Source organism: Streptomyces sp. NPDC107581 (assembly GCF_055657175.1).
This window is the reverse complement of record NZ_JBVKBH010000001.1, coordinates 42,226-67,480: the sequence shown is the minus strand read 5'-3', so window position 1 is coordinate 67,480 and position 25,255 is coordinate 42,226. Positions and strand designations below refer to the sequence as shown.

General features: G+C 72.4%; 23 protein-coding genes. 12 read left to right on the top strand and 11 right to left on the bottom strand.

Annotated elements, in window-relative coordinates:
- The first annotated feature begins 68 nt into the window (after window positions 1-68).
- The 3 genes from hpt (at window position 69) to folE (ending at window position 3,612) form a co-directional block, all read left to right on the top strand.
- Window positions 69-629, top strand: coding sequence for a hypoxanthine phosphoribosyltransferase (gene hpt / locus ACZ7P3_RS00310; protein WP_184975300.1), 561 nt, complete (start codon window positions 69-71; stop codon window positions 627-629).
- A 207-nt stretch (window positions 630-836) separates the two neighbouring features.
- Window positions 837-2,873 (top strand): ATP-dependent zinc metalloprotease FtsH, encoded by a 2,037-nt coding sequence (gene ftsH / locus ACZ7P3_RS00305; protein ID WP_472078118.1) that lies wholly within the window; start codon window positions 837-839, stop codon window positions 2,871-2,873.
- 133 nt (window positions 2,874-3,006) lie between these two features.
- A complete protein-coding gene (gene folE / locus ACZ7P3_RS00300; RefSeq protein ID WP_067299615.1) occupies window positions 3,007-3,612 on the top strand; it encodes a GTP cyclohydrolase I FolE in 606 nt (201 codons plus the stop codon).
- Window positions 3,613-3,658: 46 nt separating this feature from the next.
- Here folE and ACZ7P3_RS00295 read toward each other — a convergent pair whose 3' ends face one another.
- From ACZ7P3_RS00295 to ACZ7P3_RS00270, 6 genes are all read right to left on the bottom strand, one after another.
- A complete protein-coding gene (locus ACZ7P3_RS00295) occupies window positions 3,659-4,147 on the bottom strand; it encodes a DUF3180 domain-containing protein (protein WP_472078117.1) in 489 nt (162 codons plus the stop codon).
- 58 nt (window positions 4,148-4,205) lie between these two features.
- On the bottom strand, window positions 4,206-4,817 hold the full coding sequence (gene folK / locus ACZ7P3_RS00290) for a 2-amino-4-hydroxy-6-hydroxymethyldihydropteridine diphosphokinase (protein ID WP_472078116.1): 612 nt from the start codon (window positions 4,815-4,817) through the stop codon (window positions 4,206-4,208).
- A complete protein-coding gene (folB, locus tag ACZ7P3_RS00285) occupies window positions 4,814-5,173 on the bottom strand; it encodes a dihydroneopterin aldolase (protein WP_472078115.1) in 360 nt (119 codons plus the stop codon). The genes folK and folB overlap by 4 nt, the downstream gene beginning before the upstream one ends.
- 249 nt (window positions 5,174-5,422) lie before the next feature.
- Entirely contained in the window at window positions 5,423-5,962 is a 540-nt protein-coding gene (locus ACZ7P3_RS00280; RefSeq protein WP_472078114.1) for a nuclear transport factor 2 family protein, read from the bottom strand.
- Window positions 5,959-6,819, bottom strand: a complete 861-nt coding sequence (gene folP / locus ACZ7P3_RS00275; RefSeq protein ID WP_472078113.1) for a dihydropteroate synthase — start codon at window positions 6,817-6,819, stop codon at window positions 5,959-5,961. Before folP ends, ACZ7P3_RS00280 begins: the two co-directional genes overlap by 4 nt.
- Window positions 6,820-6,961: 142 nt before the next feature.
- On the bottom strand, window positions 6,962-8,776 hold the full coding sequence (locus ACZ7P3_RS00270) for a phosphatidylglycerol lysyltransferase domain-containing protein (RefSeq protein ID WP_472078783.1): 1,815 nt from the start codon (window positions 8,774-8,776) through the stop codon (window positions 6,962-6,964).
- A 226-nt stretch (window positions 8,777-9,002) separates the two neighbouring features.
- On the opposite strand from ACZ7P3_RS00270, the gene ACZ7P3_RS00265 reads away from it, so the two are divergent.
- The gene (locus tag ACZ7P3_RS00265; protein WP_472078112.1) at window positions 9,003-10,130 is read left to right on the top strand and encodes an alpha/beta hydrolase; all 1,128 of its coding nucleotides are present in this window, start codon (window positions 9,003-9,005) and stop codon (window positions 10,128-10,130) included.
- Between the two features lie 99 nt (window positions 10,131-10,229).
- The gene (locus ACZ7P3_RS00260; RefSeq protein WP_472078111.1) at window positions 10,230-11,702 is read left to right on the top strand and encodes a hypothetical protein; all 1,473 of its coding nucleotides are present in this window, start codon (window positions 10,230-10,232) and stop codon (window positions 11,700-11,702) included.
- A gap of 49 nt (window positions 11,703-11,751) precedes the next feature.
- On the opposite strand, the gene ACZ7P3_RS00255 is transcribed toward ACZ7P3_RS00260, so the two are convergent.
- Entirely contained in the window at window positions 11,752-13,089 is a 1,338-nt protein-coding gene (locus ACZ7P3_RS00255) for a PH domain-containing protein (protein ID WP_472078782.1), read from the bottom strand.
- On the bottom strand, window positions 13,074-13,577 hold the full coding sequence (locus ACZ7P3_RS00250; protein ID WP_472078110.1) for a PH domain-containing protein: 504 nt from the start codon (window positions 13,575-13,577) through the stop codon (window positions 13,074-13,076). Before ACZ7P3_RS00250 ends, ACZ7P3_RS00255 begins: the two co-directional genes overlap by 16 nt.
- A 31-nt stretch (window positions 13,578-13,608) precedes the next feature.
- On the opposite strand from ACZ7P3_RS00250, the gene ACZ7P3_RS00245 reads away from it, so the two are divergent.
- Window positions 13,609-14,757 carry an NADH-quinone oxidoreductase subunit D gene (locus ACZ7P3_RS00245; protein ID WP_472078109.1) on the top strand — a complete coding sequence of 383 codons (1,149 nt, stop codon included), beginning with the start codon at window positions 13,609-13,611 and terminating at the stop codon, window positions 14,755-14,757.
- A gap of 20 nt (window positions 14,758-14,777) precedes the next feature.
- Here ACZ7P3_RS00245 and ACZ7P3_RS00240 read toward each other — a convergent pair whose 3' ends face one another.
- On the bottom strand, window positions 14,778-15,965 hold the full coding sequence (locus ACZ7P3_RS00240) for an SAM-dependent methyltransferase (protein WP_472078108.1): 1,188 nt from the start codon (window positions 15,963-15,965) through the stop codon (window positions 14,778-14,780).
- Between the two features lie 118 nt (window positions 15,966-16,083).
- On the opposite strand from ACZ7P3_RS00240, the gene ACZ7P3_RS00235 reads away from it, so the two are divergent.
- Together ACZ7P3_RS00235 and ACZ7P3_RS00230 are read left to right on the top strand one after the other, a co-directional pair.
- Entirely contained in the window at window positions 16,084-17,289 is a 1,206-nt protein-coding gene (locus ACZ7P3_RS00235) for a sensor histidine kinase (protein WP_472078107.1), read from the top strand.
- Window positions 17,290-17,358: 69 nt separating this feature from the next.
- Window positions 17,359-18,030 carry a response regulator transcription factor gene (locus tag ACZ7P3_RS00230; protein WP_472078106.1) on the top strand — a complete coding sequence of 224 codons (672 nt, stop codon included), beginning with the start codon at window positions 17,359-17,361 and terminating at the stop codon, window positions 18,028-18,030.
- Window positions 18,031-18,327: 297 nt separating this feature from the next.
- Here ACZ7P3_RS00230 and ACZ7P3_RS00225 read toward each other — a convergent pair whose 3' ends face one another.
- Window positions 18,328-19,431: a DUF5937 family protein gene (locus ACZ7P3_RS00225; RefSeq protein WP_472078105.1), complete on the bottom strand. Its 1,104-nt coding sequence runs from the start codon at window positions 19,429-19,431 to the stop codon at window positions 18,328-18,330.
- Window positions 19,432-19,592: 161 nt separating this feature from the next.
- Here ACZ7P3_RS00225 and ACZ7P3_RS00220 point away from each other — a divergent pair, with 161 nt between their 5' ends.
- Window positions 19,593-19,811, top strand: coding sequence for a hypothetical protein (locus ACZ7P3_RS00220; protein WP_472078104.1), 219 nt, complete (start codon window positions 19,593-19,595; stop codon window positions 19,809-19,811).
- A gap of 242 nt (window positions 19,812-20,053) precedes the next feature.
- On the opposite strand, the gene ACZ7P3_RS00215 is transcribed toward ACZ7P3_RS00220, so the two are convergent.
- A complete protein-coding gene (locus ACZ7P3_RS00215) occupies window positions 20,054-21,178 on the bottom strand; it encodes a threonine aldolase family protein (RefSeq protein ID WP_472078781.1) in 1,125 nt (374 codons plus the stop codon).
- 401 nt (window positions 21,179-21,579) lie between these two features.
- On the opposite strand from ACZ7P3_RS00215, the gene ACZ7P3_RS00210 reads away from it, so the two are divergent.
- From ACZ7P3_RS00210 to ACZ7P3_RS00200, 3 genes are read left to right on the top strand one after another with little or no spacing between them, the layout of a single operon-like run.
- Window positions 21,580-22,533, top strand: coding sequence for a Rossmann-like and DUF2520 domain-containing protein (locus ACZ7P3_RS00210; protein ID WP_472078103.1), 954 nt, complete (start codon window positions 21,580-21,582; stop codon window positions 22,531-22,533).
- A complete protein-coding gene (panC, locus tag ACZ7P3_RS00205) occupies window positions 22,533-23,534 on the top strand; it encodes a pantoate--beta-alanine ligase (RefSeq protein WP_472078102.1) in 1,002 nt (333 codons plus the stop codon). Before ACZ7P3_RS00210 ends, panC begins: the two co-directional genes overlap by 1 nt.
- On the top strand, window positions 23,531-25,252 hold the full coding sequence (locus ACZ7P3_RS00200; protein WP_472078101.1) for an L-aspartate oxidase: 1,722 nt from the start codon (window positions 23,531-23,533) through the stop codon (window positions 25,250-25,252). The genes panC and ACZ7P3_RS00200 overlap by 4 nt, the downstream gene beginning before the upstream one ends.
- Window positions 25,253-25,255 lie beyond the last annotated feature (3 nt).

Here is a 25,255-nt window from a genome sequence, read left to right as displayed (position 1 = left end):
GAGCTCCGGTGGCGGCCGGGCAGCCGGTCGCCGTAAGTGCGGCCGTAAGTGCGGGACGACCGAAAGTGATGCGGGTGGACGCGAAAGACATGGGTGCCGACCTCCAGCAGGTGCTCATCACCAAGGAAGAGATCGACGCGAAGCTGGCCGAGCTGGCCGCGAAGATCGACGCGGAGTACGCGGGCAAGGACCTGCTCATCGTCGGCGTGCTCAAGGGCGCCGTGATGGTCATGGCCGACCTCGCCCGGGCGCTGTCCACCCCCCTCACCATGGACTGGATGGCCGTGTCCTCCTACGGCGCGGGCACCCAGTCCTCCGGTGTCGTGCGGATCCTCAAGGACCTCGACACCGACATCAAGGGCAGGCACGTCCTGATCGTCGAGGACATCATCGACTCGGGCCTCACCCTGTCCTGGCTGATCAACAACCTCGGCTCCCGCGAGCCCGCCTCCCTGAAGGTGTGCACGCTGCTGCGCAAGCCGGACGCCGCCAAGGTCGCCATCGACGTGGAATGGGTCGGCTTCGACATCCCGAACGAGTTCGTCGTCGGCTACGGCCTCGACTACGCCGAGAAGTACCGCAACCTGCCGTTCGTCGGTACGCTCGCGCCTCACGTCTACGGCGGCTGACCGGGCGGCTGAGCCAACCGGGCCAGCTCTCGTAGGACGATCGGGAACCCCAGCGGGTTTCGCGCCGTTGGAGCATGCAGAGACGGGAACGACGGCCGTCCAAGCCACTCCGTGCGGCTTCGGGCAACAATGCTGGGGTACCGTCAGAAGAACTGTCTTATCAAACTCACTATGGCAGGAGGGACGGGGCGACACCGCTCCGTATGGATGGACGTGAAGCGATACTTCCGTGGGCCGGTCATGTGGATCGTGCTGGCCGTCCTTGCCGTGGTCGTGTTGATGCAGGTCGTCGGCTCGTCCGGCGGCTACAAGACGGTGGACACCGGCCAGGTCGTGGCGGCGATCAACGAGAACAAGGTCCAGTCGGCCAAGCTCACCACCGGTGACGAGCAGACCGTCAAGGTCACGCTCAAGGACGGTCAGAAGGTCGACGGCAGCTCGAAGATCCAGGCGAGCTACATCGGCGACCAGGGCGTGACCATTGCCGCCACGCTGCAGACCAAATACCAGGACAAGCAGATTCCGGACGGCTACACGGTTTCGCCGTCCAAGCAGAACCCGTTCGTCGGCGTCCTGCTCTCCCTGCTGCCCTTCGTCCTGATCGTGGTCGTCTTCCTGTTCCTGATGAATCAGATGCAGGGCGGCGGCTCCAGGGTCATGAACTTCGGGAAGTCCAAGGCCAAGCTCATCACCAAGGACACCCCGAAGACGACCTTCTCCGACGTAGCGGGCTGCGACGAGGCCGTCGAGGAACTCCACGAGATCAAGGAGTTCCTCCAGGAGCCGGCCAAGTTCCAGGCCGTCGGCGCCAAGATCCCCAAGGGCGTGCTGCTCTACGGCCGCCCCGGTACGGGCAAGACCCTCCTCGCCCGCGCGGTCGCAGGCGAAGCGGGTGTCCCGTTCTACTCGATCTCCGGTTCCGACTTCGTCGAGATGTTCGTCGGCGTCGGTGCCTCCCGTGTCCGTGACCTGTTCGAGCAGGCGAAGGCGAACGCCCCGGCGATCGTCTTCGTCGACGAGATCGACGCGGTCGGCCGCCACCGCGGCGCCGGCCTCGGCGGTGGTCACGACGAGCGCGAGCAGACCCTGAACCAACTGCTCGTCGAGATGGACGGCTTCGACGTGAAGGGCGGCGTCATCCTGATCGCCGCCACGAACCGGCCCGACATCCTCGACCCGGCGCTGCTGCGGCCCGGCCGCTTCGACCGCCAGATCGCGGTCGACCCGCCGGACCTGCAGGGCCGTCTGGAGATCCTCAAGGTCCACCAGAAGGGCAAGCCGGTCGCGCCCGACGTCGACCTGGCCGCCGTCGCCCGCCGCACTCCCGGCATGACCGGCGCCGACCTCGCCAACGTGCTGAACGAGGCCGCGCTGCTCACCGCCCGCAGCGACCAGAAGCTGGTCGACAACAAGGCGCTGGACGAGGCGATCGACCGCGTGGTCGCGGGCCCGCAGAAGCGGACCCGGATCATGTCGGACAAGGAGAAGAAGATCACCGCGTACCACGAGGGCGGTCACGCCCTGGTCGCGGCGGCCTCGCCGAACTCCGACCCGGTCCACAAGATCACGATCCTGTCCCGGGGCCGCGCCCTCGGCTACACGATGGTCCTGCCCGACGAGGACAAGTACTCGACCACGCGCAACGAGATGCTCGACCAGCTCGGCTACATGCTGGGCGGCCGCGCGGCCGAGGAACTGGTCTTCCACGACCCGACCACCGGCGCCGCGAACGACATCGAGAAGGCCACCAACCTGGCCCGCGCGATGGTCACGCAGTACGGCATGACCGAGCGGCTCGGCGCCATCAAGTTCGGCGGCGACAACAGCGAGCCCTTCCTCGGCCGTGAGATGGCTCACCAGCGTGACTACTCGGAAGAGGTCGCCGCGCTGGTCGACGAAGAGGTCAAGAAGCTCATCGAGAACGCGCACAACGAGGCCTGGGAGATCCTGGTCGAGAACCGCGACGTCCTCGACCAGCTCGTCCTTCACCTGCTGGAGAAGGAGACCCTGGGCAAGGAGGAGATCGCCGAGATCTTCGCCCCGATCGTCAAGCGCCCGCCGCGGCCCGCCTGGACCGGCTCCTCGCGCCGTACGCCCTCCACCCGCCCGCCGGTGCTCTCCCCGAAGGAGCTGGCACTGACCAACGGTGCGAACGGCTCGGCGGCGGCGATCAGCACGGTGAAGTCCACGGCGGCCGAGTCCGCCCCGGCGGCGGAGTCCCCGGAGGACCGCTCCGAGAGCTGACCGATTTCGGCCAAACCGGCCCGGAATGAATGCCGCGCCCCTCGGGTTCTAGCCTGGGGGGCGCGGCATTTCCGCATGTCCGCACAGAGCGCGCGTGGGCCGCACGCGTGACGGCACAGGAACGAGGAACCAGATGACCGACCCCGTGACCCTGGACGGAGAAGGCACCATCGGCGAGTTCGACGAGAAGCGCGCCGAGAACGCCGTACGGGAACTGCTGATCGCGGTCGGCGAGGATCCGGACCGTGAGGGCCTCAGGGAGACGCCTGCCCGGGTGGCACGGGCGTACCAGGAGATCTTCGCGGGGCTGTGGCAGAAGCCCGAGGACGTCCTGACGACGACGTTCGACCTGGGCCACGACGAGATGGTGCTGGTGAAGGACATCGAGGTGTACAGCACCTGTGAACACCATCTGGTGCCCTTCAGGGGCGTCGCCCACGTCGGCTACATCCCGTCCGTGACCGGCAAGATCACCGGGCTGTCCAAGCTGGCCCGGCTCGTGGACGTCTATGCCCGGCGCCCGCAGGTGCAGGAACGGCTCACCACGCAGATAGCGGACTCGCTGATGGAGATCCTGGAGCCGAGGGGCGTCATCGTGGTCGTGGAGTGCGAGCACATGTGCATGTCGATGCGGGGCATCCGCAAGCCGGGCGCGAAGACCATCACCTCGGCGGTGCGCGGTCAGCTGCGCGACGCGGCGACGCGCAACGAGGCGATGAGCCTCATCATGGCGCGCTGACCGGGCTCCGCTGCCGACCGGACGTGTGGGTCCGTGGAGCCGGTGGTCAGGCCACCGGCTCCGCGCCCGAGTGGTTCTGGTCCTCGTCCTCCGGGAGTTTGCAGACGCGCTCCAGGAACATGGCCGCCGCTATCACGGCGATGCCGGCCAGGACCGAGAAGCCGGCGTAGAGGGCCTGGTCGCGGCGGGCGGGGATGTCGAGGAGCTCCAGGAGGAAGACGCCCGTGCCGCCGTACATACCGGAGACGAGGGCGGCCACCAGGGCGCTGGCCTGGCCGAAGACGACCGCTCGGGCGGCCATCAGGGGGTCGACCCCCTTGGCGCCCGGGCGGCGCTCGCGCTGGGCCTTCAGGCGGGCCCGCAGCGAGAGCGCCGTGGCGAGCAGGACCACCGCGATCAGGGCGAGGACGATGGGGGCGGCCAGGGGGACGCTGGGGAGTGTCCCGATCGAGTTCCACAGACGGGCACCCGCCCAGGAAAGGACTCCGGCCACGACGAACACGCCGGCCAGCACCCTGATGCGCAGCTGTTTCACGGTGTCCCTTCAGCTCCCCCGGACCGATCCCGGACTGTGGTCGTCTAGACCTTAACGACTACTCGGGCAGTCGGAGTTCCAGGTCCGCGCGGGGTTCGATGCCGTGGCGGGTGACGGCCGACAGCAGTTCGGCCACCATGCCCAGGCCGGGCAGGTGTGCCTCGGGGTCGATGTCGTGCCAGGGCGCGAGCACGAAGGCGCGTTCGTGGGCGCGGGGGTGGGGGAGGGTCAGCTGCGGGTCGTCGGAGGTCACGTCCGCGTAGGCGACGATGTCGACGTCCAGGGTGCGCGGTCCCCAGCGCTCGTCGCGGACCCGGTTGAAGGCCTCCTCGACGGCGTGGGCCCGCTCCAGGAGGGAGGACGGGGGCAGCGTGGTCTTCAGGACCACGATGGCGTTGTAGTAGGAGGGCTGGGTGCCCGGCTCGACGCCCCACGGCTCGGTCTCGTACACCGGGGAGACCGCCTTCACGCGGACGCCGGGGGTGTCCTCGAGGGCGTCGACGGCTCCCTGGAGGGTCTCCAGGCGGTTGCCGAGGTTGGAGCCGATGGAGATCACGGCCCGTTTCGGGTTGCTGAGTGTCGTGTCGGCGGCGTCGACCTGCTCGACGACGGAGGCGGGGACCGGCTGGACGGTCGGGTCGCTGTGACCCTGGGCGAGGGATCGGGTCATACTCGGCTCCGGGTGATGGTGACGGTCACGTCGTCGAAGGGGACCGTGATCGGTGCGTCCGGCTTGTGGACGCAGACCTCGACCTCCTGGACTCCATCGTGCTTGAGGCAGGCCTGGGCGATCCGCTCGGCAAGCGTCTCGATGAGGTTCACCGGCTCGCCTTCGACCACGGCCACGACCTCCTCGGCCACGATGCCGTAGTGCACGGTCTTCGCCAGGTCGTCGTCGGCGGCGGCCGCCCGGGTGTCCAGGCCGAGGACGAGGTCCACGATGAAGGTCTGGCCCTCCTCGCGCTCCTTGGGGAACACGCCGTGGTGCCCGCGGGCCTTCAGGCCGCGCAGCGCGACACGATCCACGCGAATCACTCCTGCAATCGTCGGGAACGACCGGCCGGTGTCGCGTGCGGGCGGCACACCGGTCTCTGACGAATCTACCTGCGGGCGCTGACACGGCCGGGGCACGGGGCCGCGGGGCGGGACCTGGACCCGGAGGGTTCACCGGGTGTTTCCCCCGGGGAACCCGGTCGCATCATGGGCTGGTAGCCGCACCTACCCCGGGGTTCGTGATTCCAACCACTTCTTGGTCCCTGCGGGGTGCGGACGCCTTCACGCACGGGGGCCGTCGTCCGGGTTGGGCCCGTTCGCTCCGCTTTGGTCGCTTTCTTCTTCCTCGCCGGTCTCGGTCAGGACGGGCGAGGCGTGGTGCGACCAGATCTTCCAGCCGGCGGGGGTGCGCCGGAACACATTGGTGGCGACCACGAGCTGTCCGACGAGGGGACCCAGCTCCGCGCCGTCCTCGGGGGCCGGGCCGCCGCTGAGAATGTTCTCGGTGCAGGTCACCAGGGCCGTGTTGCCGGTGACGGAGACGTGCACGTCGGTGAGGAAGAACTGGATGTAGTCGGTACTGGCCATGATCAGCGCGTACGACCTCAGGACCTCGCCACGGCCGGTGAGCACCGGCCAGCCCGGGTGCACGCAGGAGACCACGCCGGTGTCCGCCGGGTCGTGGTACTCCTCGTCGACGCCCAGGTCGGAGGGTGTGAGCCAGAGCGAGGACACCTCTTCGAAGTCTCCGCGCTCCATCGCCTCGTAGAAGGCGGTGTTGGCGGCCTCCACCTGTTCGACATCGGTGTGGGGGGCGCTCACCGCGCTCCTTCCACGGCCCGGGCGACCCGTACCGCGTCCGCTGTGGCGCGCACCTCGTGCACCCGCACCGCCCAGGCACCGGCCTCGGCCGCCAGCGCGGAGACGGCGGCGGTGGCGGCGTCGCGCTCGCGGGCCGGCGGGGGTGCGCCCTCCGGGCCGGCGAGGACGCGCCCGAGGAACCGCTTGCGGGAGGCGGCGACGAGCACGGGGTGCCCGAGGGCGTGCAGGCGGTCGAGGTGGGCGAGGAGGGTGAGGTCGTGGTCGGCCTCCTTGGAGAAGCCGAGGCCGGGGTCGACGACGACCCGGTCCGGGGCGATGCCGCCCGCCAGGACGGCCTCCACGCGCGCGTGCAGTTCGTCCACGACCTCGGCGACGACGTCCTCGTACCTGCCCTTGACGTTGCCGCCCTGGAGGAAACCGCGCCAGTGCATGACGACGAAGGGCGCACCGGTGGCGGCGACCACGGGGATCATCGCGGGGTCGGCGAGACCGCCGCTGACGTCGTTGACGAGGGAGGCACCGGCGGCGAGGGCCTGTTCGGCGACGGCTGCGCGCATGGTGTCGACGGAGACGACGGCGCCTTCGGAGGCGAGCCCGCGGACGACGGGGATGACGCGCCGGAGTTCCTCGGCCTCGTCGACGCGGGAGGCGCCGGGGCGGGTGGACTCGCCGCCGACGTCGACCAGGTCCGCGCCCTCGGCGACCAGGTCCAGGCCGTGCTTGACGGCGGCGGTGGTGTCGAACCAGCGGCCGCCGTCGGAGAAGGAGTCGGGGGTCACGTTCACGACGCCCATGACCGCGCACCGGTCCCATGCCGGAAGGCCTGCCACTCGGCCGCGCCCGCTGAGGTTGTTCATACGTTCAGCGTAGGCCCAGGGCAGTACCGGGAACGGCCGCGGCCCGGGCGGAAGCCCCGTGCTGGAGGGGGGCGGGGCTTCCGTCCGGGCCTGTCAGGTGGGTCAGGTGGCGGGCAGGGGCGTGTGCGGGGTCCGGCCGGGGTCAGGCGGCTCGGACGTCGTGCTCGGCCACGGTGTGCGCGCAGGGGCGCCCGGCGGACGCCCTGCGCCGGCGCAGGAAGCGCGGCAGCGGGAGCGCGAGGTCGACGAAGCCCTCCGCCTGCATGGTGGCGAAGCCGATGCGGGGCAGGTCGGCGGAGGCCCGGTAGACCATGAAGCGCGGTTCCCAGCGCGGCTGGAACTTGGCGTTGAACTTGTACAGCGACTCGATCTGGAACCAGCGCGAGAGGAACACCAGCAGTCCGCGCCAGGCGCGCAGCACCGGGCCCGCGCCGATCTTCTCCCCGCGCGCGAGGGCCGAGCGGAACATCGCGAAGTTGAGGGAGATCCGGGTGATGCCGAACTTGGGTGCGGCCTGGAGAGCGGCCACGATCAGCAGTTCGTTCATGCCCGGGTCGGCGGTGCGGTCGCGGCGCATCAGCTCCAGCGAGACGCCGTCCTCGCCCCAGGGCACGAAGTGCAGGATCGCCTTCAGGTCGCCGTACTCACCGGGCTCGTCGTCGGTCTTGTGGGCGGTGGCGATCAGACAGTCGCCGTCGGCCACGTCGCCGATGCGGCCGAGCGCCATGGAGAAGCCGCGCTCGGTGTCGGTTCCGCGCCAGTCCTCCGCCGCCCGGCGGATGCGCTCCAGCTCGGCCTCGCCGAGGTCACGGATACGCCGTACCCGGGTTTCGTAGCCGGCCCGTTCGATGCGCTTGACCATCTGGCGCACATTGCGCATCGCGCGGCCGGCGAGCGAGAAATCCGCCACGTCGACCACCGCCTCGTCGCCCAGCTCCAGCGCGTCCAGGCCCGTCTCGCGGGTCCACACCTCGCCGCCCGTCTCCGAGCAGCCCACGACCGCGGGCGTCCAGGAGTGGGCCTTGGCCTCGTCCATGAAGCGCTCGATGGCGCCGGGCCAGGCCTCGACGTCGCCGATCGGGTCGCCGCTGGCGAGCATCACGCCGGAGATGACCCGGTAGGTGACGGCCGCTTTGCCGCTGGGCGAGAAGACGACGGCCTTGTCCCGGCGCAGCGCGAAGTGGCCGAGGGAGTCACGCCTGCCGTGCTTGTCCAGCAGGGCGCGCAGGTGTGCCTCGTCCTCCTCGGTGAGACGCGCCGCGGGGTGTTCGGGGCGGAAGGCGAGGTAGATCGTGGTGACCGCGGTGATCCAGCCGAGGGCGCCGAGGGAGAAGGCGACCGTCCAGGAGGTGCTGCCGTCGTAGTCCAGGGGGCCTTCGAAGCCGAACAGGCCGTAGACGACGTGCGTGAGCCGGTCGGCCAGGCTCGGGTCGCCGACCATCCGGTTCGGATGGACGCTGACGATGACCAGTCCGAGGATGAGGGAACCGGCCCCCATGAGGACGAAGTTGGCGAGCGCGCGCCAGCGGCTGCGCGGGTCGGGCAGGGCCTTGAACTCATTGCGGTGCAGCAGCAGCGGCACGAGGAGCGCCACCGAGATGAGCACCCCGATGAGCGAGTGCCGGTAGACGAACTGGGCGACGGCGCCGGCCGGCAGCAGCGCGACCGCGGCGCGCCACGCCCGGCGCTTGCGCCGCTTGAGTCCGTGCGCGAGCAGCAGCAGCAGCACGCCCGCGCCGATCGAGAGCGCCGCGGCGAACGGCCCGAAGGAGCCGGGCAGTACCTCGGCTATGGCGTGCATACGGCTGTGCCGGAAGCGCGGGAACACCCCCGCGGCAATGTCCAGAACGCCCACGAGAGCGCACGCCCTGGCAACCAGAGTCGGGACGGCCTCGGGACGCGGGCCGCGCAGTATGCGCCGCGCCCGGCTTGATCGGCCCGGAACCCCGCCCGACAATTCCCCATCTATCCTGACAGACATCGCATCCCGTAGTTCTGCGAGAGACCTTGAACCCGGTGCCGATCGGGCATCCGGCGACATTGCGCCCTCTAGGACGGTGTCTCGGGGAGAGAGGTTCACTCCCCACCGGAAAGTCGGGTCAAAGGCCAAGGAAAGCCCCGGGCAAGCCCCTGCAACGAAATGCGGGCGGGAGGCGGGCGGAAAGCGCAGGCGGAAACAGCTCATGGGTCTCACGAGCAACAAGGTGCTGGTACTGGCGATCATGATCGCTGCGGTGCTGTTCGTCGGTACGGTGTGGCTGTGGCCACGCCTCGCCCGGCGGAACTGGCGGGCCGTCAGCGGACGGGTCGGTGTTCTGCTCGCCACGCAGCTGGCCCTGTTCTCCTCCCTGGGGATCGCCGCCAACCAGGCCTTCGGTTTCTACGCCAGCTGGGCGGACCTCTTCGGCAAGGAGACCGACCAGGGTGTCGTCGTCGACCACACCGCGGGCGGCGGGACGGGCGGCCCGCTCCAGGTGCTGTCCACGGCGGCCGTGAAGGGCGCGAGCAGTTCGCGGCCTCAGATGGGCGGCCAGATCCAGAAGGTGGACATAGTGGGCCGCAAGACCCACATCGCCACACCGGCGTACGTCTATCTGCCGCCGGAGTACTTCCAGCCGCAGTACCGCACGCGTACGTTCCCGGCGGCCGTGGTGCTGACCGGATACCCCGGTACGGCGCAGGCACTGGTGGACAAACTGCACTATCCGCGTACGGCACAGGGACTGGCCAAGAACGGGCGGATGCAGCCGATGATCCTGGTGATGATGCGGCCGACCGTGGCCCCGCCGCGCGACACGGAGTGCGTGGACGTCCCGCGCGGGCCGCAGACGGAGACATTCTTCGCGAAGGACCTGCCGGAGGCCGTCCTCGCGCACTACAGGGTGGGCAAGCGGCCCGGCAGCTGGGGTGTCATAGGGGACTCCACCGGCGGCTACTGCGCTCTGAAGCTCGCCATGCGCCACCCGGACGTCTACGCGGCCGGGGCGGGTCTGTCGCCGTACTACAGGGCGCCGATCGACCCCACGACCGGTGATCTCTTCCAGGGTGACAGGAACCTGAAGAATCGTGCCGACCTGTGGTGGCTCCTCAAGCACGAGCATGCGCCGGACACTTCGCTGCTCGTCACCAGCAGCAAGATCGGCGAGCACAACTACAAGGACACGCTCAGGTTCATAGAGCAGGTGCAGGCCACGAACCGGACCCGGATCTCGTCGATCATCCTGGACAGCGGCGGGCACAACTTCAACACCTGGCGGCGGGAGATCCCGGCGACCCTGCAGTGGATCAGCGGGCGCCTGACCGACCGCTGAACGGCCGTGGCCCCTGACGCCCCGTGAAGCCTGCGGTGCGGTGGTGTTTTTTACGGGGCGGGGGCCCACGATTCGCCTACGCGCGGTAAGTTTCTGGCCATGCCACGTGGACGCCACCGCCATTCCCCGCCTCTGCACCGGCTGTTGCCTCCCTCGGCGATCGCCGGAGTCTCCGTCGTCTGCGCGCTGGGTCCCTGGGCGTTCTCCGAGGCCACGGTGCTGCGCACGCTGGCCGCGGCCGCCGCGGCGACCGCGGTCGCCGGCGCGTTCGTGATGCGCCGCTGGGACACCTCGGCGGGCAAGCAGGTCGCCGACCTCTCCCGCGCGCGTGCCAGCGACGAGTGGCGCTTCGAGGAGCGGGTCGCCGAACTGGAGACCGACCTGGAGGAGTCGCGCGAGCTGCGCACCAAGCTGGAGCAGCGGCTGCGTGCCAAGCGCGCGGAGCTGGCCGGGCTGCGCAACGAGCACGCGGCTCTGCTGCGCCGCTACGCCACGGCGGAGACCGAGCGGGCCAGCGCCCTCGAAGGGCGCCGCCGGCTGGAGATCGAGGCGGCCGAGCCGTCCGGTTCCCTGGCGCTGCCGCCCGCGCGGAGCGCCGAACCGGAGGTGCCGGAGGCGGCGCAGAAGCCGGCCGAGGACAGGCCGGAGCCCGGCGCGGTCTTCTCGCCCGAGGGTTCGCGGCTGTACCTGCGGGCCGCAGCGGCGCTGATCCGGTTCGGTTCCGAGGCCACCGCCGAGACCACTGCCGAGGCTGCCGCGGAGACCACCGCCGGAGCTCCCGACGGGGCGCCCGTCGAGGGTTCCGAGGCCGCTGCCGAAGGCTCCGATGCCTCCGCTGAAGACTCCGAGGCTTCCGCGGGGTCGGAGCCAGTGCAGCCGTCCGTCGCGACCGAGTCGCTGAAGCCCTCCGACGAGACCGAGTCCGCGCGGCCGTCCGCCGGATCCGGGCCGTCCGCCGGATCCGAGACGGTGAGGCCCGCTGCCGGGGCCGGGGCGGCGGAGTCCGCGGCCACGCGGCCGGAGGACGCCGTTGCCAAAGGAGCAGGCGCTGCGGCAGCGCAAGGCGTGAGGGAGGCGGCCGACGCCCCCCGGAGCGAGGACGCGGTCCGGAGCGAGGACGCGGCCCGGAGTGAGGACGGGGCCCGGAGCGAAGCCGTGTCCCAGCAGGGTGAGGCGCAGGGGCAGTCCGAGGCGGCCGACTCGCACGCGCGCGCGGCCGCCGTCCCGACGGCACCGGCCGAGCCCGTGGGGCAGCAGGGCACCGGGCACTTCACGGTCCCGACCGCGGTCGCCGTCGTACCGGCCGCGCCCGTGCGCCCGGTGGTCGAGGGCGGGTTCGACTTCTTCGGCACCCAGAAGGAGACGTCGTCCGCCGCGCTGGACTCCGTGCAGAACGAGGATCTCGCGGACGTCGTCGGCCAGGAGGCCCTCGCAGTGCACAAGGCCGAGGCCGAGGCCGAGTTCAAGCCCGCCGACGCGGAGTCGCGCGGCATCGGCCAGGTCATCGACCTGACGGCGCACGACGAGACCGAGCAGATCGACCTCCAGGGGCTGCGCAGCGCGGCTTCCTGAGGCGTCGCCAGGCACAGGGCCCGGTTCACCCCTGCGGGGTGGACCGGGCTCAGGCCATCCAGCGGTCCGGGCGGGCGTCCCGGCGGCCGGTGCGGGACCGCTCCGCCTGCGCGTGCAGCAGCCGCGCGGCCTCCTCGGCGTCCCGCAGACGGGCTGTGACGGTCTTGTCGGCGCCGGTGTCCACATGGACGTCGGCGAGCCGCCACAGACGCTCCCAGGGCCCCTGGGTGAGCCGGATGCTCTGGACCTTGGCGTGCGGGACCAGGGCGAGGCGGCGGCGCAGCAGGCCGTGCCGGACGGCGAACACCGTGTCGGTGACCGCGAGGCCGTGCCCGCGCCACCACAGCGGTACGCACCACCCGGCCCGACGCGGCGGGCGCGACGGCGACGCCGGTACGGTCACGCCGGGCAGCACCCGCGCTATGACCGACTCGGCGACCGCGCGCGGGGCGACCGGCACCAGCACCGAATTGTCGGACCCGGCCACGTCCAGCTCCACCCGCACCCAGCCGCGCCGCCGCCACAGCAACGGCTCCACGATCCGCACGGTCTGCACCCGGCCCGGCGGCACCGTCTCGTGGGCGCGGTCGAGCAGCCCGTGGTCGATGCGCAGCCCGTCCGGGGACGCGCCGACGGTCCAGTCGTACTCGGCGACGAACCGCCCCGCGCTGCTCGCGCCCGCCGCGCCGAGCAGGGGCAGCCCGGCGGCGAGGACCGTCCACACGCTGTGGGTGGCGAGCCACAGCACCGGCGGTACGACGAGGGCGGCGGTCAGGGAGCCCCAGGTGGCCCCCGTCAGTACCAGGGAGACCGCCAGCTCGCGCGGGGGCACGTGCAGCAGCTCGTGGGCCGGCGCCTCGCCCATCTCATGCGCCGTCTCGGGCGCGAAACCCGCCGCGCGCGCGAGCAGCTCCGCGCGCAGGGCACGCGCCTCCCGTTCGCCCAGAAAGGCCAGTTCGTCCTTCTTGTCCGCTCCGACGACGTCGATCCGCAGCTTGGCGACACCCGCCACGCGCGCGAGGAGCGGACGGGTGACGTCGACCGCCTGGATGCGTTCCAGCCGGATGTGCGCGGTGCGCCGGAACAGCAGTCCGGTGCGTATGCGCAGTTCGGTGTCGGTGACCGCGAAGTGCGTGAACCACCAGGACAGGAAGCCGTAGAGCCCGGCCGCCGGGACCAGCACGGCGAGCCCGGCCAGGAGCATGGCGGAGGTCAGCCGCTGCAGCTGCTCCTGCGCCCCGCTCGGGTCGTGCACGGCCCATCCGGCGCATACGGTGACCGGCGCCCAGGCCCGTCGGAAGGGCGTGACGGGGTGCAGTCGCCGCTCGGCGACGGGCGGGCGCGCCGGTACGCCGTCGGGGTCCCCCGTCGTCACAGGCCCGCCGATCGGGCCTCGCCCAGCTCCGTGAGCCGGTCGCGCAGCCTCTCCGCCTCGGCCGGTTCCAGCCCCGGGATGGTCGCGTCGGTCGCCGCGGCCGCGGTGTGCAGCTGCACGCCGGCCAGCCCGAAGTACCGCTCGACGGGCCCCGAGGCGACCTCCACCAGCTGCATCCGCCCGTACGGCACCACGGTCTCCTGACGCCACAGGACACCCCGGGTGATCAGCAGGTCGTCGGCGCGCTCGGCGTACCGCCAGGAGCGCCAGTTGCGGCCCAGCAGCCGCCAGGCCCAGGCCCCGAGGGCCAGGGGGAGCAGCGCGCACGCCGCCCAGGCCGGCCCCGCGAACACGCCGGGCAGCAGCCCCGCCGCCAGGGTGAGCACGAGCGTCCACACCATCAGCAGCAGCCTGCGCATGCGCAGCAGGCCGGGCGGCAGGCCCCGCCACACCGGCTCGTCCCCCGCCGCCCCGGTCTTTTCCGGGCTCCCCGTTTCCATGGGGCCAGCGTACGTAGGGGAAACTGGGTCCATGACTGCGACGCAGACCACGGTCGGCATCGGCGGCGCCGCCGAGAGCACCGACATGGTGCTCAACATCGGGCCCCAGCATCCGTCCACGCACGGCGTGCTGCGGCTCAAGCTGGTGCTGGACGGGGAGCGCATCCTGCACGCGGAGCCGGTGATCGGCTACATGCACCGGGGCGCGGAGAAGCTCTTCGAGGCGCGCGACTACCGGCAGATCATCATGCTCGCCAACCGCCACGACTGGCTGTCGGCGTTCTCGAACGAGCTGGGCGTGGTCCTCGCGGTGGAGCGGATGCTCGGCATGGAGGTCCCCGAGCGCGCGGTGTGGACGCGCACCCTGCTCGCCGAGCTGAACCGGGTGCTGAACCACCTGATGTTCCTGGGGTCCTACCCCCTGGAGCTGGGCGGGATCACGCCGGTCTTCTACGCGTTCCGGGAGCGCGAGGTGCTCCAGAACGTCATGGAGGAGGTCTCCGGCGGGCGCATGCACTACATGTTCAACCGCGTGGGCGGCCTCAAGGAGGACCTGCCGGCCGGGTGGAGCGCACGCGCGCGTGCCGCCGTCGCCGCGGTGCGCTCCCGCATGGACGTCTTCGACGACCTGGTGCTCGGCAACGAGATCTTCCGGGGGCGGACGCGGGGCGTGGGGACGCTCCCGCCCGAGACCGTGCACGCCTACGGGGCGAGCGGGCCCATCGCGCGCGCCTCGGGCGTCGACTTCGACCTGCGCCGCGACGAGCCGTACCTGGCCTACGGCGACCTCCAGGACACGCTGAAGGTCGTCACCCGCGGGGAGGGCGACTGCCTGGCCCGCTTCGAATGCCTGCTGGAGCAGACCCACATCGCTCTGGACCTCGCCGACGCCTGTCTGGACCGGCTCGCCGAGCTGGCGCCGGGGCCGATCAACCAGCGGCTGCCCAAGGTGCTCAAGGCGCCCGAGGGACACACGTACGCCTGGACCGAGAACCCGCTCGGCATCAACGGCTACTACCTGGTCAGCAAGGGCGAGAAGACGCCCTACCGGCTGAAGCTGCGCTCGGCGTCGTACAACAACATCCAGGTGCTGACCGAGCTGCTGCCGGGGACGCTGGTGGCGGACATGGTGGCGATCCTGGGCTCGATGTTCTTCGTGGTCGGGGACATCGACAAGTAGGGCGGCGGTTGCGGGCGGCTCTAGGCGTCCCCCGGGAACGGGTCCGGAATTCCGACCGGCTGGATCAGCCAGCCGAAGTCGCCCAGGCCGCCGGGGGCGGTCAGCTCGGCGCCCTCACCGGCGCTCGCGAGGGCGCGCACGTAGGCCGAGGGGTCCGTGGCGGCCAGCGCGAGCGGAGGGCGTGCGCCGGTGAGGTCCAGGGCGCGCAGCGCGGCGCGCTGCGTGAGCAGGCGCGCGGCGGGGAGCGTACGAGCCGGGCCGGGCGCCGTGGGGGCCGTGCGAGCCGGGTCGGGCGCCGTGTGGGTCGTCTGGGCCGTGCGCCCTGGGTCGGGCGCCGTGCGTGCTGGGTCGGGGCCCGTGTGTGCTCGCTCCGGGGCCGTGTGTGCTCGCTCCGGGGTCCTGTCCGGGGCGCTGTGTGCGGCCGCGCACGCATCCAGCGCGACATGTGCCGTGATGTCGCACGATCCGTCCGGCACGGGTACCGTCTCGCGCCCCTCCCGGAACCCGGTGAGCGTCCCGAACGGGGGGCGCGTGTCCACGGTGTGCGCGTAATCCACGGCCACCGCCAGCCCCCGCGCCACGCGGTCCACCGCCGCCGCCCACGCCAGGTCCCTGGGCAGCCCGATCTCCGCGCGCAGCCCCTCCTCGGCGGGCAGCGGCCACCACCGCGCCAGCCAGTCCGCCGCCGCGCCCGGCACGGGCTCCCCGAGCCGCTCGGTGCCGTCCGCCGCGACGAGCACCAGCCGGGGCACACCCGCCGCGTCCACCTCGGCGACGTCCACCGGCACGTTGTCCAGCCACTCGTTGGCGAACAGCAGCCCGGTGACCGCCTCCGGAGGCCGGCTCAGCCAGGTGATCCGGTCGTCCAGGCCCGCCGGACGGCCGGCGAGCTCGACGGCGTACCCGCGCGCGCGGGCGGCCACATCGGCCGGCAGGGCGGCGAGCACGCCGGTGACCAGTTCGCCGCGCCCGGCGCCCAGGTCCACGAAGTCCAGCTCCGGCGGCCGCCCCAGCGCCTCGTCGACCCGGCACAGCAGCCGGGCGACGGCCTGCGCGAACAGCGGGGACGCGTGCACGGACGTACGGAAGTGCCCGGCCGGACCCTCGGGCCGCCGGTAGAAGCCGCCCGGCCCGTACAGCGCCTCCTCGGTCGCCGCCCGCCAGCCCCGCCGCTCGCCGCCGCTCGTCCCCGTCGCACCATCCGTCACCCGGACAGACTAGGCGCACAGGTGATCACTTCCTCCACCTTGCGGAGTACGCGCCCGGGGCAGGGATCGGCCCTCCGGTTGACCCCTGCACACATCTCATTTCCCTACTCTGGGTTACGTGCAGCGCCTCTATGACTTCCTCCGCAGGCACCCGACGTGGGTCGACACCTTCTGGGCCGTCGTCCTCTTCGGGCTCTCCGGCGTGAGCGTGGTGAGTCTCCACAGGGCGCCCGGCCGCCACATGCCGCTCGCCGGGGGGCTGGCCGTGTCCGCCGTCCTGTGTGTCGTCGTCGCGCTGCGCCGCCGCTACCCGGAGCCGATGCTGCTGCTGGCGCTCGCGACCGGTCTGCTCCAGCTCGTCCTGGACATCGAGACCACCGCCGCCGACTTCGCCATGCTGGTGATCACCTACACGGTCGCCATGATCGGCGCGCGCTGGGCCTCGCGGCTGGCGCTCGCGGTGAGCCTGGGCGCGGCGACCCTGTCGCAGTTGCGCTGGCCGGAACCGCAGACGAGCTTCCTGGGCCACATGGCGCTCGTGGTGTTCCAGACGGTGCCCTTCGCCCTGGCCTGGGTGCTCGGCGACTCCATGCGCACCCGCCGCGCCTACTTCGCCCAGCTGGAGGAGCGCGCCGCCCGGCTGGAGAAGGAGCGCGAGGCACAGGCCAAGGTGGCGGTCGCCGCCGAGCGCGCCCGGATCGCGCGCGAGCTGCACGACGTCGTCGCGCACAACGTGTCGGTGATGGTGGTCCAGGCCGACGGCGCCGCCTACGTCCTCGACGCCGCCCCCGACCAGGCGAAGAAGGCCCTGGAGACGATCTCCTCCACCGGCCGCCAGGCCCTCGCCGAGATGCGCCGCCTGCTCGGCGTCCTGCGCACCGGCGAGCACCAGGAGAGCGGGGAGTACGTCCCCCAGCCGGACGTCGACCAGATCGACGACCTCATCGAGAAGTGCCGCAGCTCCGGCCTGCCCGTCGACTTCAAGGTCGAGGGCACCCCGCGCCCGCTGCCCAGCGGGGTCGAGCTGACCGCGTACCGCATCGTGCAGGAGGCGCTCACCAACACCCGCAAGCACGGCGGGCCCAACGCGGGCGCGAGCGTACGGCTGGTCTACTTCGACGACGGGCTCGGCCTGCTCGTCGAGGACGACGGCAAGGGCGCCCCGCACGAGCTGTACGAGGAGGGCGGCGCCGACGGCCTGGGGCACGGCCTGATCGGCATGCGCGAGCGGGTCGGCATGGTCGGCGGCACGCTGGACGCCGGGCCGCGCCCGGGCGGAGGATTCCGCATCAGCGCGCTGCTGCCGCTCAAACCGGCGCACTGACGCTGTCGCGCGCCCTCCGTTGACACCTGTAACACCCCTGGCCCCGCCCGCTCGAACGAAAGAGATCCGATGACGATCCGCGTGATGCTCGTCGACGACCAGGTGCTGCTGCGCACCGGGTTCCGGATGGTGCTCGCCGCCCAGCCGGACATGGAGGTCGTCGCGGAGGCGGGCGACGGCGTCGAGGCCATCCAGGCGGTGCGCTCCACCGCCGTCGATGTCGTCCTGATGGACGTGCGCATGCCGAAGCTGGACGGCGTGGAGGCCACCCGGCGGATCTGCTCGGATCCCAACCCCCCGAAGGTGCTGATCCTGACCACCTTCGACCTGGACGAGTACGCGTTCTCCGGGCTGAAGGCCGGCGCGTCCGGCTTCATGCTCAAGGACGTGCCGCCCGGCGAGCTGCTGGCGGCCATCCGCGCGGTGCACAGCGGCGACGCGGTCGTGGCCCCGTCCACCACCCGGCGGCTGCTGGACCGGTTCGCGCCGATGCTGCCCTCCAGCGCCAAGGAGCCCCAGCACAAGGAGCTGGAGCGGCTCACCGACCGGGAGCGCGAGGTGATGGTGCTGGTCGCGCAGGGCCTGTCCAACGGCGAGATCGCGGCCCGGCTGGTGTTGTCCGAGGCCACCGTGAAGACCCATGTGGGCCGCATCCTGACCAAGCTCGGCCTCAGGGACCGGGTGCAGGTGGTGGTGCTGGCCTACGAGACGGGTCTGGTGCGGGCGGGCGGCCACGGCTGACGCCTGGCCGGCCGGAGGTGGGCAGAGTGCTTGGCCCGGTGTCCGGCCGGCCGGCGGTGGGCAGGGCGCGTCGTCCGGTGCCCGGTCGGCCGGAGGTGAGGAGGGCGCTTTGTCGGGTTTCCGGCCGATCAGTGGTGGGGAGGGCGCTTTGCCGGCTGTCCGGCCGATCGGCGGTGGGCAGGGCGCCTGGTCCGGTGCCCGGTGCCCGGTGGCTGCTGTCCGGCTGATCGGTGGTCGACGGGTCGCACCGTCCGGTGCCCGGCCGCCGATTGCGCGTGGGCAGGGCGCCCGCGGGCCTCAGCGCAGGACGCCCTCGATGAAGTCGCTGCCCAGGCGGGCCACCGCGGACAGGTCCAGCTGGTGCCGGACGTACCGGCCACGGCGGCCGCTGCTGATCAGACCCGCCTTCTTCAGCACCGCCAGGTGCCGGGATATCTCGGGGGCGGACATGCCGTGCGCGTCCGCCAGTTCGCCCGTGGTGTGCGGGGCGCGGGCCAGATGGCGGCACAGCTGGATGCGTACCGGGTGGGCCAGCGCCTCCAGGCGGCGCGTGAGCTGCTCGACGGACGGCGTCTGCGGGCGGGAGTCGCTGATCGGATAGGTGATCGAGGGCTGCCAGCCGTACCGGTGCAGGACCATCACATGGGGCCAGCCGAGACTGGTCGGCACCAGTGCCAGGCCGCCGTCGCCGGTCGCGGCCCGGCCCACCAGGAGCTTGTCGACGGTGATGAGACCGGCCTTCTCGTCCAGCGAGACGGCGCCGGAGATCGAGGAGAGGGCCTCGCCGAGGCCCTTGCGGCGCAGCAGCTCGGTCTTGTGCCGGGCGTCCGCGGCGAGCTGGGGCTGGAGCCGGGCCCAGGTGTCGGCGAAGAAGGCCTCGTCGCAGTCGAGCATCAGCTGCCGGAACCAGGCGCGGATGGCCGGCGGATCGTCCAGGAGCCGACGGGTGAACCGCTCCGTGACGGCACCGCGCGCGGCGGCCAGGTCGAGGGAGCGGCGGCGCAGCTCCGGGTTGTGGAGCGGGCCGAGCTCCGGGAGGTCGTAGCGCAGCTGGCAGGTGAACTCCAGGGCCGCGTGGACGAACTGCTCGTCCGTCAGCTTGTCCAGCTGGTCCAGTTCCTCGGCGAGGGTGGCGCCCGGCTGTGCGCGCCCGCCGGGGATTCCGGCGAACGGCGCGAAGACGTCGGAGAAGGTCGTACGCCACAGGAAGTCCGCCTCGCACAGCCGGTCGGCCAGGCCCGGGTCCAGCCGGGTCGACACGGCGGTGACCCAGCCCTGCAGCTGCGGGTGGTGGCCGGGCTCGCTGAGCGCGTGCAGTGCCATCCCCAGCTCCGCCAGCGGAGAGGGCACGACGCAGATCCGCTCCGGCGGCAGCCCGGTGATGTCGATCGTCACGCTCATGCCCCCATGGTGCACCTGCCCACTGACAGCGCCGCCGTCGATTGACGGCAGCCGTCAATCGACGGGACATCCGCTCTGAGCAGGAGCAATCTGAGGACACCGGGGCAGCCGCGGAGCCCGATCAGTCACCGGTCAGCCACGTCCCGAGAAGGCAGTTCGCCATGAGCATCACCCAGCAGTACTTCCTCGACGCCTACCGCGCCCGTCTGCACGGCGAGCCCGAGCCGCCCGCGCCGGGCCGTCACGACCTCGGCCTGGCCCGCGAACTCCGCGACTACCGGCGCTTTCGCGCGGTCGTCGCCGGGCGTCCGGCCCAGAGCCGCCTCCGCACCGCCCTGCGCACCGCCCTGAGCCGGTGGCTGCGCCCGCGGGCGCTCTAGCCGAAGCTGGGCCCGGCCGGTTCATGCCTGGCGTGCGTCGGGTTCACGTGCCGCGAGGGTCACGGCTCGCGCCTGGCGTGCGTCGGGGTCATGTCCCGTGTGGGTCCCGGCTCATGCCTGGCGTGCGTCGGGTTCACGTCCCGCGAGGGTCACGGCTCACGCCCGGCGTGGGCCGGGTCCACGTCCCGTATGCGTCGCGGCTGGGGCGCACGCACGTTGCCGCCGCCGTGCGTGCGCCGTGGCTAGGGCCTGTCCGGCAGGCGGCCCGCGAAGTCCGCCACGGCCGCGCGGATGTCGCCGGCGGTCCACTCCAGGCCCGCGGAGCGGACCGTGACCTCGGTGAACGCCGCCCCGGGCGCGCCGCTGTCCCAGCCGTTGGCGAACAGCAGCACCCCGGTCTCCTCGCCCTGGCGCACTGCCGCCTCCGCCACCACCTCCGGGTCGTACGGCAGCCACACCTGGAACTCGTGGGTGTACGGCACCTCGGGGTGCACGCGGGCCCACGGCAGCCCCGCCTCGGCGAACCCCTCGCGCAGCGCCGCGGCGACCACGCGCGCGTGGCGCACGTAGTCGGGCAGCCGGGGCAGCTCCCGCTCCAGGCCGATCAGGGCGGACAGCGCGGTCGGGAACTGCTGGAAGATCATGCCGCCGTACCGGTGCCGCCAGGTCCTGGCCTCCTCGACCAGCGTCTTCGGTCCGGCCAGGGCCGCGCCGCCGAAGCCGTCGAGGGACTTGTAGAACGACACGTAGACGGTGTCCGCCAGACCCGCGATCTCGTCCAGGGGGCGGTCGAAGTGGACGGTGGACTCCCACAGGCGGGCGCCGTCGAAGTGGACCACCGCGTCACGCTCCCGTGCCGCCTCGACGACCTCGGTCAGCTCCTCCCAGGTGGGCAGGACGAAACCGGCGTCCCTGAGGGGCAGCTCCAGCATCAGCGCCCCGAAGGGTTCCGGGAAGTCGCGTATCTCGTCCGCCGTCGGCAGCCGGGGCGCGCTGCCCACCCGTACCGGACGCAGGCCGCTGACCTGGCTGAACGCATGCCGTTCGTGCACCTCCGGGTGGGCCATGGCGTGCAGGGCCACGGTGGGGTCGCCGGTGCGGGCCGCCCAGCAGCGCAGGGCCACCTGCTGGGCCATCGTGCCCGTCGGGAAGAACGCGGCGGCCTCCGTGCCGAGCAGGGCGGCGACCCGCTCCTCCAGCGCCTCGACGACCCGGTTGCCGTAGACGTCCGCAGGCTCGTCCAGGTCGTAGACCTCGGGCGCGGCCTCCATCAGGCCGGCGAGCCGTTCGCGGATGGTGCCCCGCCAGCCTGCCCGCGACAGGACCCGGCGCGCCGACCGCTGCGCGGCAAGGCGCCGCTCCGGCAACTCCTTCGGGACCGGCCCTTCTCCGCTCGGTCCGGCTGAATCGCTCGCGCGGTCCGTGTCGCCTGTGCGGCCGATGTCGTTCGCGCGGTCCGTGTCGCCTGTGCGGCCGGTGTCGTTCGCGCGGTCCCTATCGCCTACGCGGCCTGTGTCGCTCACGCGGTCCGTATCGCTCCTGCGGCCTGTATCGCTCATGCGGCGGATCATCCCCTGTCGGCCGCGCGCGGGCAGCCGATTTCCGGGTGCGGAGCGGCCGGTTCGGCCTTCGGGGACGGCGTGTGTGGAAACCCACAGCCTGTGGACAACCCATTGGTGTCCGACCGGATAGCGTTAACATGACGAGAAATGGTTTCGGTACATCGTCCGGTACCCGGAGCGGACTGGAACGGGAAGGCCGCCGTCGCGTGAGTACAGTCCACCAGCCAGACCTCAAGGACCGCCCCGCGCGGCTCACCGTCGGTGTCGTCGGCGCCGGCCGCGTGGGCCCCGCCCTGGCCGCGTCCCTCCAGCTCGCCGGGCATCGCCCGGTGGCCGTCTCCGGAGTCTCCGACGCCTCCCGCAGGCGCGCCGAGACGATGCTCCCCGATGTGCCGCTGGTGCCGCCGGCCGAGGTCCTCCGGCGCGCCGACCTCGTCCTGCTCACCGTCCCGGACGACGCCCTGCCCGGCCTGGTCACCGGCCTCGCCGAGACCGGCGCCGTGCGGCCGGGGCAGCTGCTCGTGCACACCTCGGGGCGGTACGGCGCGAAGGTGCTCGACCCCGCCCTGCGCGCGGGCGCACTCCCGCTGGCCCTGCACCCGGCGATGACCTTCACCGGCACCGCCGTGGACGTCCAGCGCCTGGCGGGCTGCTCCTTCGGCGTCACCGCGCCCGAGGAGCTGCGGCTGGCCGCCGAGGCCCTGGTCATCGAGATGGGCGGCGAGCCCGAGTGGATCAGCGAGCAGAACCGCCCGCTGTACCACGCGGCCCTCGCCCTCGGTGCCAACCACCTGGTGACCCTGGTCGCCCAGTCCATGGAGCTGCTGCGCACCGCCGGCGTCTCGGCTCCCGACCGGATGCTCGGCCCGCTGCTCGGCGCCGCCCTGGACAACGCCCTGCGCTCGGGCGACGCGGCGCTCACGGGCCCCGTCGCGCGCGGGGACGCCGGCACGGTCGCCGCACACGTCGCACAGCTGCGCGAACACGCCCCGCAGACCGTCGCGGGCTACCTGGCGATGGCCCGCGCGACCGCCGACCGGGCCCTTGCCCACGGCCTGCTGAAGCCGGAACTCGCCGAGGACCTGCTCGGTGTGCTGGCCGACGCCTCGAACGGCACCGATGGCACCGACGGCACCAATGGCACCGAGGGGAACGCCTGATGACCACCGCCCTGCTGAGCACCGCCGACGAGCTGCACGCGCGCGTGCGCACCGGCCGCCGGGCCGTCGTGATGACCATGGGCGCCCTGCACGAGGGCCACGCCACGCTGATCCGCTCCGCTCGTGAGATCGCCGGCCGGGACGGCGAGGTCGTCGTCACCGTCTTCGTCAACCCGCTGCAGTTCGGCGCGGGCGAGGACCTGGACCGCTACCCGCGCACCCTCGAAGCCGATCTGAAGCTCGCCGAGCAGGCGGGCGCCGACGCCGTGTTCGCGCCCTCCGCCGACGAGGTCTATCCGGGCGGCGAACCCCAGGTGCGCATCTCCGCGGGCCCCATGGGCGAGCGCCTCGAGGGCGCCTCGCGGCCCGGCCACTTCGACGGCATGCTCACCGTCGTCGCCAAGCTGCTGCACCTCACCCGCCCCGACCTGGCCCTGTTCGGACAGAAGGACGCCCAGCAGCTGGCCCTGATCCGGCGCATGGTGCGGGACCTGAACTTCGGCGTCGAGATCGTCGCCGTACCGACGGTGCGCGAGGAGGACGGGCTCGCCCTGTCCAGCCGCAACCGCTACCTCTCGCCCGAAGAGCGCCGTACCGCGTTCGCCCTGTCCCGCGCCCTGTTCGCCGGCCGCGACCGGCACGCCGCGCAGGAGGCACTGCGCGCGCGAGCCCGCGAAGTGCCCGCCACGCACGCGCGTGCCGAGGCGCTGAGCGCCATAGGGGAGTCCCGCGCGGCGGCCGACGCGCACGCCGTGGCCACGGCCGCGCCCGGCGGCCCGGCGGCCGTCCGCGCGGCCGCCCGCCAGGTCCTGGACGAGGCCGCCCGCCTCGACCCGCCGCTGCGGCTGGACTACCTCGCCCTGGTGGACCCCTCCGACTTCACCGAGATCGGCGACGGCTTCACCGGCGAGGCCGTCCTCGCGGTCGCCGCCCGGGTCGGCGCCACCCGGCTGATCGACAACCTCCCCCTCACCTTCGGATCCCTCGGAGCCGCCTCGTGACCAGCACAGGCATACGACTGCACGCGCCCGCCCCCGGGTGGTCCATCTCCGCGGACGTGGTCGTCGTCGGCTCCGGGGTGGCCGGTCTGACCGCGGCCCTGCGCTGCCAGGCAGCGGGGCTGACGACGGTCGTCGTCACCAAGGCGCGCCTGGACGACGGCTCCACCCGCTGGGCCCAGGGCGGCATCGCCGCCGCCCTCGGCGAGGGCGACACCCCCGAGCAGCACCTCGCGGACACCCTGGTGGCGGGCGCGGACCTGTGCGACGAGGAGGCCGTACGGATCCTCGTCACCGAGGGCCCCGACGCCGTGCGACGGCTGATCAACACGGGCGCCCACTTCGACACCGACGACGAGGGCGACATCCAGCTCACCCGCGAGGGCGGACACCACCGTCGCCGTATCGTGCACGCCGGCGGGGACGCGACCGGAGCGGAGGTCTCCCGGGCGCTCGTCGAGGCCGTACGCGCGCGCGGGCTGCGCACGATCGAGAACGCGCTCGTGCTGGACCTGCTCACCGACGCCGACGGCCGCACGGCGGGCGTCACCCTGCACGTGATGGGCGAGGGCCAGCACGACGGCGTGGGTGCCGTGCACGCCCCCGCGGTCGTCCTCGCCACCGGCGGCATGGGCCAGGTGTTCTCCGCGACCACCAATCCGTCGGTGTCGACCGGCGACGGTGTGGCCCTGGCGCTGCGCGCGGGTGCGGAGATCAGCGACCTGGAGTTCGTTCAGTTCCACCCGACCGTGCTGTTCCTGGGCGCCGACGCCGAGGGCCAGCAGCCGCTCGTCTCCGAGGCGGTGCGCGGCGAGGGCGCCCACCTGGTCGACGGGAACGGCGTGCGCTTCATGGTCGGTCAGCACGAGCTGGCCGAACTGGCGCCCCGGGACATCGTCGCCAAGGCCATCATGCGGCGGATGCAGGAGCTGGACGCCGAGCACATGTTCCTCGACGCCCGGCACTTCGGCGCCGACATGTGGGAGCACCGCTTCCCGACCATCCTGGCCGCCTGCCGCGCCAACGGCATCGACCCGGTCACCGAGCCCATCCCGATCGCCCCCGCCGCCCACTACGCCTCCGGAGGCGTGCGCACCGACGCCCAGGGGCGCACGACCGTCCCCGGGCTGTACGCGTGCGGCGAGGTCGCCTGCACCGGCGTGCACGGCGCGAACCGGCTCGCCTCGAACTCCCTCCTCGAAGGCCTCGTCTACGCCGAGCGCATCGTCGCCTACATCGTCTCGGCCCATGCCCGGAACGGCCTGCACGCGCGCGTGCCCGAGCCGGTCCCGCACCCCGAGAAGCCCGCCCACCCGCTGCTCGCCCCCGAGGCCCGCTTCGCCATCCAGCGGATCATGACCGAGGGCGCGGGCGTGCTCCGTTCTGCGGACTCCCTGGAGAAGGCCGCGGACCAGCTCCAGCGGCTGCACACCGAGGCCCGCGACGCCCTGGAGGAGAACGGCAAGACCGCCGAGCCCGGCGTCGACACCTGGGAGGCCACCAACCTCCTGTGCGTGGCCCGCGTCCTGGTCGCCGCCGCCCGGCTGCGCGAGGAGACCCGCGGCTGCCACTGGCGCGAGGACCGGGCCGAGCGCGACAACACGCACTGGCGGCGCCACATCGTGGTACGGCTCAATCCCGACCGGTCCCTGGCCGTACGCACCACGGAGACCGCAGACTTCCCCCCGACCCGGCAGACCCAGCGCCCCCAGGAGCAGTGAACA

Excerpts from the sequence above, each read along its gene's own strand:
- hpt (WP_184975300.1), top strand. The coding sequence starts at position 69 with ATGCGGGTGGACGCGAAAGACATGGGTGCCGACCTCCAGCAGGTGCTC.
- ftsH (WP_472078118.1), top strand. The coding sequence starts at position 837 with ATGGACGTGAAGCGATACTTCCGTGGGCCGGTCATGTGGATCGTGCTG.
- folE (WP_067299615.1), top strand. The coding sequence starts at position 3,007 with ATGACCGACCCCGTGACCCTGGACGGAGAAGGCACCATCGGCGAGTTC.
- folK (WP_472078116.1), bottom strand. The coding sequence starts at position 4,817 with ATGACCCGATCCCTCGCCCAGGGTCACAGCGACCCGACCGTCCAGCCG.
- folP (WP_472078113.1), bottom strand. The coding sequence starts at position 6,819 with ATGAACAACCTCAGCGGGCGCGGCCGAGTGGCAGGCCTTCCGGCATGG.
- ACZ7P3_RS00265 (WP_472078112.1), top strand. The coding sequence starts at position 9,003 with ATGGGTCTCACGAGCAACAAGGTGCTGGTACTGGCGATCATGATCGCT.
- ACZ7P3_RS00260 (WP_472078111.1), top strand. The coding sequence starts at position 10,230 with ATGCCACGTGGACGCCACCGCCATTCCCCGCCTCTGCACCGGCTGTTG.
- ACZ7P3_RS00250 (WP_472078110.1), bottom strand. The coding sequence starts at position 13,577 with ATGGAAACGGGGAGCCCGGAAAAGACCGGGGCGGCGGGGGACGAGCCG.
- ACZ7P3_RS00245 (WP_472078109.1), top strand. The coding sequence starts at position 13,609 with ATGACTGCGACGCAGACCACGGTCGGCATCGGCGGCGCCGCCGAGAGC.
- ACZ7P3_RS00230 (WP_472078106.1), top strand. The coding sequence starts at position 17,359 with ATGACGATCCGCGTGATGCTCGTCGACGACCAGGTGCTGCTGCGCACC.
- ACZ7P3_RS00225 (WP_472078105.1), bottom strand. The coding sequence starts at position 19,431 with ATGAGCGTGACGATCGACATCACCGGGCTGCCGCCGGAGCGGATCTGC.
- ACZ7P3_RS00220 (WP_472078104.1), top strand. The coding sequence starts at position 19,593 with ATGAGCATCACCCAGCAGTACTTCCTCGACGCCTACCGCGCCCGTCTG.
- panC (WP_472078102.1), top strand. The coding sequence starts at position 22,533 with ATGACCACCGCCCTGCTGAGCACCGCCGACGAGCTGCACGCGCGCGTG.